Genomic DNA, 7,364 nt, shown 5'->3' with positions numbered 1-7,364 from the left:
GGTGCCACCGAGCGTCACAAAATTGCGCTCGGACTCGGGAATACCGAGGCTGTCGAGCAGCAATCCCGAGGCGGTCGGCATCGCCGGCTGGGCCAGGATCGCGATCTGGCGCACGACTTCCGCGGTGACATACAGCACCGTCTTCTGCCGGCCAGGATCGGTCTTGGCGAGCGCCCACGGCGCCTCGCCCGCGAAATAGCGGTTGGCCTCCGCGACCACGGCCCAAACGGCGTTGAGCCAGTGGTGGATCTGCTGCGTCGCCATCGCTTCGCGGCTCGCAGCGATCATGCCGTCGGCCTGCGCCAGCATCGCCTTGTCGTTGTCGCTGAACGCGCCAGGCTCCGGCAAAACGCCGCCCAGCTGCTTGGCGATCATCGACAGCGAGCGCTGCGCGAGGTTGCCGAGGTCGTTGGCGAGATCGGCATTGATGCGCGCGACGATGGCTTCGTGGTTGTAGTTGCCGTCCTGACCGAACGGCACCTCGCGCAGGAAGAAGTAGCGCATCTGGTCGACGCCGTATTGGTCGGCGAGGTTGAAGGGATCGACGACATTGCCGACCGACTTCGACATCTTCTCGCCCCTGCTGAACAGGAAGCCGTGGGCATAGACCCGCTTCTGCACGGGAATGCCGGCCGACATCAGAAACGCCGGCCAGTACACCGCATGGAAGCGGATGATGTCCTTGCCGATGATGTGCACATCGGCCGGCCAGTAGCGCCAGTTCGCATCGCTCTCGTCGGGGAAGCCGACACCGGTGATGTAGTTGGTGAGCGCGTCGACCCAGACATACATCACGTGCTCTTCGTCGCCGGGGACTTTCACGCCCCAGTCGAAGGTGGTGCGCGAGATCGAGAGATCACGCAGGCCGCCTCGCACGAAGCTCACCACCTCGTTCCGGCGCGAGTCCGGGCCGAYGAATTCAGGATGGTTTTCGTAGAGCTTCAGCAGCCTGTCCTGATAGGCCGACAGGCGGAAGAAGTAGCTCTTCTCCTCCACCCATTCGACCGGAGTCCCTTGAGGCCCCAGACGCACGCCATCATCGTTCAAGCGCGTCTCGTCCTCGGCGTAATAGGCTTCGTCGCGCACCGAGTACCAGCCGGCATAGGTGTCGGCATAGATGTCGCCGTTGGCGGCCATGCGCCGCCAGATCTCCTGGCTGGAGCGATGGTGCTGCTCCTCGGTGGTGCGGATGAAGCGGTCGAACGACACGTTCAACCGCTCGTCCATGTCCTTGAAGCGGCCGGCGTTGCGGGCGGCGAGCGCGGACGGGGTCAGGCCCTCGTTCTGCGCGGTCTGGATCATCTTCAGGCCATGCTCGTCGGTGCCGGTGAGGAAGAACACGTCCTTGCCGTCGAACCGCGCGAAGCGCGCCAGCGCATCGGTCGCGATCGCCTCATAGGCGTGACCGATATGCGGAATGCCGTTGGGATAGGCGATTGCCGTCGTGATGTAGAAGACGTTGTCACGCACAGGAGCGGCAACGGGAGCTGCGGCTTGCGGAGCTGCGACGGGCTTCGGTGCGGACGGCGCCTTGGGTTTCGACACCTTGGGCTTCACAACCTTCGGCGGCGTGACAACAGGAGCCGGTGCGGAGATCACGGCTGGCGCATTCGCTTTCGCTTTCTCGGCGACCTTGTTCGCCGGAGCTTTGCTCGTCGCCGGAGACTTGGCTGCCTTTTTGGCCGCATTCTTCACCGCCTTCTTGGCGACGACCTGCTTCTTCGCAGCCTTCTTGCCGGCCTTCTTCGTCTTAGCCGCGCTCTTCTTCACGCCCTTCTTGGCGGCAGCCTTCTTGGTCTTCTTGACCTTCTTGGCGGCCTTGGACGCGCGCGCCTTCACAGCCTTTTTCGCGGCTTTCTTCACGGCCTTTTTGGCAGCCTTCTTGCTGCTTTTGGCTTTGACGGTTTTCTTAGCTCGCGTTGCCACGACGAATTCCTTTACCGGCTTCTCGAAATTTGGAAACGAACCTGCGTTAGGTTATTGTTTTGAGCATGATCCTCTCGGAAAACCGCTACACACTTTTCCGGATCATGCTCTAGCGCGTTGCGTCCGCCAGCCAGCCGAACACCGAGAAAACCAAGGGCTTTCGCTCCAGATTGTAGGTTTCGGTGTCGCGCGCGGCGCGGACGATCTTTTCCCATACCTCCGCAAGGCGCGCAAGGCGCGGCAGGTTCTGGTTGGCATTGGCCTCGTCGGCATGCAGGCGCTCGGCGATCCAGCGGTCGATGCCGTCGATGAAGGCCGCGAGCGCGACGCGGTCGCTGGTGCCGAGCGAATCACCGAGCGTGTGCAGTTCGCGCGGATCGACTTGTGGCAATCGCGCCAAAAGCGCCGCCGTGCGCTGCTGAAGTTTGAGGGCATCGCCGCCGAGCAGCGTCAGCGCCCGCGCAACGCTGCCCTCGGAGGCCTCCGCCGCCTCGCGCAGCGCGGGGTCGTTGACATCGAGCTCCGCGGTCGCTGCGGCTGCACCGATCACCTCGTCGGTCGCGAGCGGGCGCAGGCGCAGCTTGCGGCAGCGCGACTGAATTGTGGCGAGCACGCGCGCAGGCGCGTGGCTCACCAGCAGGAACAGCGATTGCTGCGGCGGTTCCTCCAAGATCTTGAGAAGCGCGTTCGCCGCATTTGGATTGAGTTCGTCGACGGTATCGACGATGCAGACGCGCCAGCCCTCGGCCGCCGCGGTTGAGCCGAAGAACGAGATGGTCTCGCGCGTCTCGTCCACGGTGATCACGGTGCGCATCACACCGCGGTCGTTCGCGGTGCGCTCGAGCGTCAATAAACCGCCATGGGATTCTGCGGCCACCTGGCGTGCCACGGCGTCGCTCGGATCGATCGCGAGGTTCTCGGCGCGCTGCACGGTCGGCGCCAGCGGTTGGCCGTGGGCGAGCACGAAGCGCGCCATGCGATAGGCGAGCGTCGCCTTGCCGATGCCCTGCGGCCCGCCGATCAGCCAGGCATGCGGGATCCGCCCGCTGCGATAGGCCGCCAGCAGCGCCGTCTCGGCCTCGCGATGGCCGAACAGAAGGCTCGTCTCGCGCGGATGCGGAATGGCGGTTTCACGTTCGGCCTGGCGCGGGCTCATCGGGAAACCACCGATGCAGGGGTCGGGAGAAGACGGTCGCGCAGCGCCGTCCAGACTCGTCCAGCAACCGTGTCAGGATCGGAATTGGCATCGATCAGAACGCAGCGGCCGGGATCGTCCGCAGCGATCTTGCGATAGGCCTCGCGCAGGCCCTGATGGAAGCTGAGCTGCTCGCCCTCGAACCTATCGGGCGTGTCGCTGCCACGACGCGCGGCGGCGCGCTGCAATCCGATCTCGACCGGCAAATCGAGGATGAGGGTGAGGTCAGGCTTGAGATCGCCGATCGTGACCCGCTGCATCGCGTTGATAAGGCCCACCGGCACGCGGCCGAGGCTGCCCTGATAGGCCCGCGTCGAGTCGGCGAAGCGGTCGCACAGCACCCAGGCGCCCCGATTGAGCGCGGGCTCGATCACGGTGCGGACATGGTCATCGCGCGCGGCTGCAAACAGCAGCGTCTCGGCCTCGGGGCCGAGCAGCTTGCCCATCCCCGACAGCACCAGATGGCGCATGATCTCGGCACCCGGCGAGCCGCCCGGCTCGCGCGTGACGAGGGTACGCATCCTTGCTGCCTTGAGGCGGTCGGCGAGCTTCTTGATCTGGGTCGACTTGCCAGTCCCCTCGCCGCCTTCAAAGGTGATGAAGCGTCCGCGCCCGGACGGCCGCTGTGCTGCGCTCTCACTCATGATCAGAGTTTCTCGGCGCCCGCTCGGAACATGCCGATCACGAGCTCGCTGGCACCGTCGATCGCGCGGCGCATGGTCGAGCCGGTGCCGATCGGCTCAGCCGCGTAGACGGGCGTCTCCACCGCGATATTGCCGCTGCGCCAGACCTTGACCACGCCAACCTTCTGGCCGGCTTCGATCGGGGCGCGCACCGGACCGCTATAGACGACGCGCGCGATCAGCTTGTCGCTGCCATTCTTGTGCACCATCACCTTCACGGGCGTCTTGGCGACGAGCTTCACCGAGCGGCTCTCACCGCCAAAGACTTTTGCGTAGCCGACGGGCTGGTCGGCGGCGATCAAGGTGCGGGTCTCGAAATTGCGAAAGCCCCATTCCAGCATCTTCTTGGCTTCCGTGGCGCGGTCCTCGGGATCTTCCAGGCCGTTGACGACGACGATCAGCCGCGTGCCGTTCTGCACCGCCGAGCCGACCATGCCGTAGCCGCCCTCCTTGGTGAAGCCGGTCTTCAGGCCATCGGCGCCCTCGAGCGCGTTGAGCAGCGGATTGCGGTTGGGCTGGCGGATCTTGTTCCAGGTGAACTCCTTCTCGCCGAACAGTTTGTAGAATTCGGGGAAGTCCAGGATGATGTGGCGGGCGAGGATGCCGAGCTCGCGCACCGTCATCTTGTTGCCGGGGTCGGGCAAGCCGTTGGAGTTGGCGAAGGTCGATTTGGTCAGGCCGAGCTCGCGGGCGCGCTTGGTCATGAAGTCGGCGGCGAAAATCCGCTCATTGCCCGCCATGGCTTCGGCGAGCGCGATGCAGGCGTCGTTGCCGCTCTGGATGATCGCGCCATGCAGGAGATCGTCGACCGAGACCTTGCTGTTGATGGCGGCAAACATGGTCGAGCCGCCGGAGGGCGCCCCACCCCGGCGCCAGGCGTTCTCGCTGATCCGGTATTCGTCGGTCAGCTTGATGTCGCCCTTCTTGATGGCGTTGAAGACGACCTCCGCGGTCATCAGCTTCATCATGCTGGAGGGCGCGCGCAGCTCGTCGGCGTTCTTCTCGAACAGCACACTGCCGCTGGAAGCCTCGATCAGGATCGCGGTGGGGGCATCCCCGTCAAAGCCGGAATCTTCGGCTTTCTTGGCGCCCTGGACGCTCTGGTTGGCGGCGTAGAGCACGCCGCCCCAGCCGACGCTCGCCACCAGGACCGCCGCGATCAGCCCGCGCGCCAGTGCTCCGGCTGCAAACCGGGTGCGACGGAGCGAAAAGAGACGAAATGCCATGGCCAAGCCCTGAGAGCGGCGTTCTAACAGTTGGAACCGGTGCGAACAACACGAGGTTGCCGCTTGTCGGTGAGTTTGCACGATTCTCGGCGCGCCCCTATCGTGGCACCTGATGTTTCTCGACCAAACCCCTGAAACAAGGCGGAAAAGCGATGTCCTCCACCCGCGTGATCAAGGCCAACGGGATYGACCTCTTCATCCGCGAAGCCGGCCAGGGACCGCTGGTGGTGCTGTGCCATGGCTGGCCGGAACTCTCCTACTCCTGGCGCCACCAGATCCCGGCGCTCGCAGATGCCGGCTTTCACGTCGTCGCCCCCGACATGCGCGGCTATGGCCAGAGCGCGGCCCCGCCTGACGTTGCCGCCTACTCGATCTTCGACACGGTCGGCGACGTGGTCGGTCTGGTGCAGGCGCTCGGTGAGAGCAAGGCCATGGTGGTCGGCCACGACTGGGGTGCGCCGGTGGCGTGGCATGCGGCGCTGTTCCGCCCCGACATCTTCACGGCGGTGGCGGGCCTGAGCGTGCCGCCGCCGTTCCGCGCCCGCGGCAAGCCGCTCGACCTCCTGCGTCAGGGCGGCGTCACCAATTTCTACTGGCAGTATTTCCAGACCCCCGGCGTCGCCGAAGCCGAGCTCGAGCGGGACGTCGCCCGGACCATGCGGATYGTGCTCGGCGGACGCGGCCTTGCCGATCCCAGTGCCGCCATGTTCGTGCAGGAGGGCAAGGGCTTCCTCGGCCACGCGATCTCCGAGGAGCAGCTCCCCGCCTGGCTAAGCGAGACCGATCTGGCCTATTTCACCGAGACCTTCCGCAAGTCCGGCTTCCGCGGCGGACTGAACTGGTATCGCAACATCGACCGCAACTGGGAGCTGACGGCGCCCTGGCAGGATGCGCAGATCCACCAGCCCTCCCTCTTCATCGCCGGCTCCAAGGACGCGGTCATCACCGGCCTGATCGGCGCCAAGCGCGTCAACGAGCTGGAGCGCGTGCTGCCCAACCTGACGCGGAAGCTGATCATCGAGGGCGCCGGCCATTGGGTGCAGCAGGAGCGGCCCGACGAGGTCAACGACGCGCTGGTGAGGTTCTTGCGCGAGACCGCGGCGCGTTAAGGCAGACCCGGAAAATTGCGAAGCGGTTTTCCCTCGCGACAAACGCGGAACGCGTTTGCGCGGAGATCATGCTCAAACATCAACCTAAGCGCGATGAGCCTCACCTCATCGCGCTCTCGCCGAAATGCTTTCTCATCGCGATATGCACGGCGCCCTCCGGTCCGATCTCGGCAAACCCTCGCCGCAGGTAAAACCGGCGCGCATGCAGATTGCCCCCGAGCACCGAGAGCGTCAGCGCCTTGGTGCTCTGGTTCTTAGCGCTCGTTTCGAGAGCGTCGAATATCGCTGTGCCAAAGCCGAGACCGCGATCAGCGGAGAGCAGTGCGATGTCGATGATGTGCCAGCGCTCGCGCGTGCAATGAAGCAGGAGTCGGCCGATGGCGGTGGCGTTCTGCATGATGATCAACGAAATCGCGTCCGGAAATTGCGCGGCGTAGCCGGCCGTCTGGCTGCGGAACTGCTGTGCGATCACCTGATCCAGGATCGACCCCGACAGGCCCATGGCCGCGAATTGCGCCGTCCGCACCTCCCCAAACAGATGCCGGATGAACGGCGCGTCGGTCAGGTTTGCCGGTCGCAGCCGCAGACCCGGGGCGTTCGGGACGATGTCGAGCTGCGCGCCGTCAATCATCCCGTTGCATGATCCTGACCGATCAGGAGCTGCTGAAGGACGGGAAGATGCCGGCATAGGCAATGCACCAGACAATGGCCTGGGTCGGCTGCATATTGTCGTGGGGCAGCCCCTGTCCCGTCATCGTGACGGCATTGAGCGACAAAGTGAGGTTGCCGGGCGGAGCCACGAAGCCATTGAAGCCCGGGTTGAGCGCGACCATGTTCATTCCCGTTCCCGGACCGGGCGCGGCATTTTGCGCGCTGCTGCTGCCGAGCTGCAGCCCGTGCGTATGGATCGCCATGTTGTCGCCGGTCAGGCTCACCTGGGAGCTGCCGACGGCTTGGCCGACGACGCGCGGCTGCAATCCCGGGCCCGCGCCCTGGCTGATCGTGACCGCGCCGTTCAAATTGGGCAGAGCGAAATTGGTCGTTCCGTTGCCGCCGTAATTGGTACCGATGAGCGAATACAGCGGAGCGAAGGCTTGCAGCGCGAGGAGTTGCCCGAAACAGGGTAGCCAGACGTTGTTGAAGCCGCCGGTCGCCCAAGGAAACGGAAACGCCTGGATTTCGCCGAGGTAGGGATCTGACATGTTAGCATTCCTTGAGACGGACC

7 protein-coding genes are annotated in these 7,364 nt (G+C 64.9%); 1 reads left to right on the top strand and 6 read right to left on the bottom strand.

Going from position 1 to position 7,364, the window contains the following annotated elements; genetic code table 11:
* The 4 genes from metG to ACXJL8_RS28270 all read right to left on the bottom strand — a co-directional run.
* A partial coding sequence (gene metG, locus ACXJL8_RS28285; protein ID WP_456685982.1) for a methionine--tRNA ligase occupies positions 1-1,926 on the bottom strand: 1,926 nt, incomplete at its 3' end.
* Between the two features lie 109 nt (positions 1,927-2,035).
* Positions 2,036-3,082, bottom strand: a complete 1,047-nt coding sequence (locus ACXJL8_RS28280) for a DNA polymerase III subunit delta' (RefSeq protein ID WP_456619038.1) — start codon at positions 3,080-3,082, stop codon at positions 2,036-2,038.
* On the bottom strand, positions 3,079-3,765 hold the full coding sequence (gene tmk, locus ACXJL8_RS28275; protein ID WP_456619037.1) for a dTMP kinase: 687 nt from the start codon (positions 3,763-3,765) through the stop codon (positions 3,079-3,081). The genes ACXJL8_RS28280 and tmk overlap by 4 nt, the downstream gene beginning before the upstream one ends.
* A gap of 2 nt (positions 3,766-3,767) precedes the next feature.
* Positions 3,768-5,030, bottom strand: coding sequence for a D-alanyl-D-alanine carboxypeptidase family protein (locus tag ACXJL8_RS28270; protein WP_456619036.1), 1,263 nt, complete (start codon positions 5,028-5,030; stop codon positions 3,768-3,770).
* A gap of 152 nt (positions 5,031-5,182) precedes the next feature.
* Between ACXJL8_RS28270 and ACXJL8_RS28265 the strand changes: the two genes are divergently transcribed.
* Complete coding sequence (locus ACXJL8_RS28265) at positions 5,183-6,139, top strand: alpha/beta fold hydrolase (protein ID WP_456619035.1); 957 nt, start codon at positions 5,183-5,185, stop codon at positions 6,137-6,139.
* A gap of 100 nt (positions 6,140-6,239) precedes the next feature.
* Here ACXJL8_RS28265 and ACXJL8_RS28260 read toward each other — a convergent pair whose 3' ends face one another.
* Both ACXJL8_RS28260 and ACXJL8_RS28255 read right to left on the bottom strand, forming a co-directional pair.
* Positions 6,240-6,845 carry a GNAT family N-acetyltransferase gene (locus ACXJL8_RS28260; protein ID WP_456685981.1) on the bottom strand — a complete coding sequence of 202 codons (606 nt, stop codon included), beginning with the start codon at positions 6,843-6,845 and terminating at the stop codon, positions 6,240-6,242.
* The coding region (locus tag ACXJL8_RS28255; protein WP_456685980.1) for a phage tail protein at positions 6,793-7,364 on the bottom strand (572 nt) is incomplete at its 5' end. The genes ACXJL8_RS28255 and ACXJL8_RS28260, both read right to left, overlap by 53 nt.

The organism is Bradyrhizobium sp. P5_C11_2, from assembly GCF_054049755.1.
This window is presented reverse-complemented; position numbering and strand designations above follow the sequence as displayed.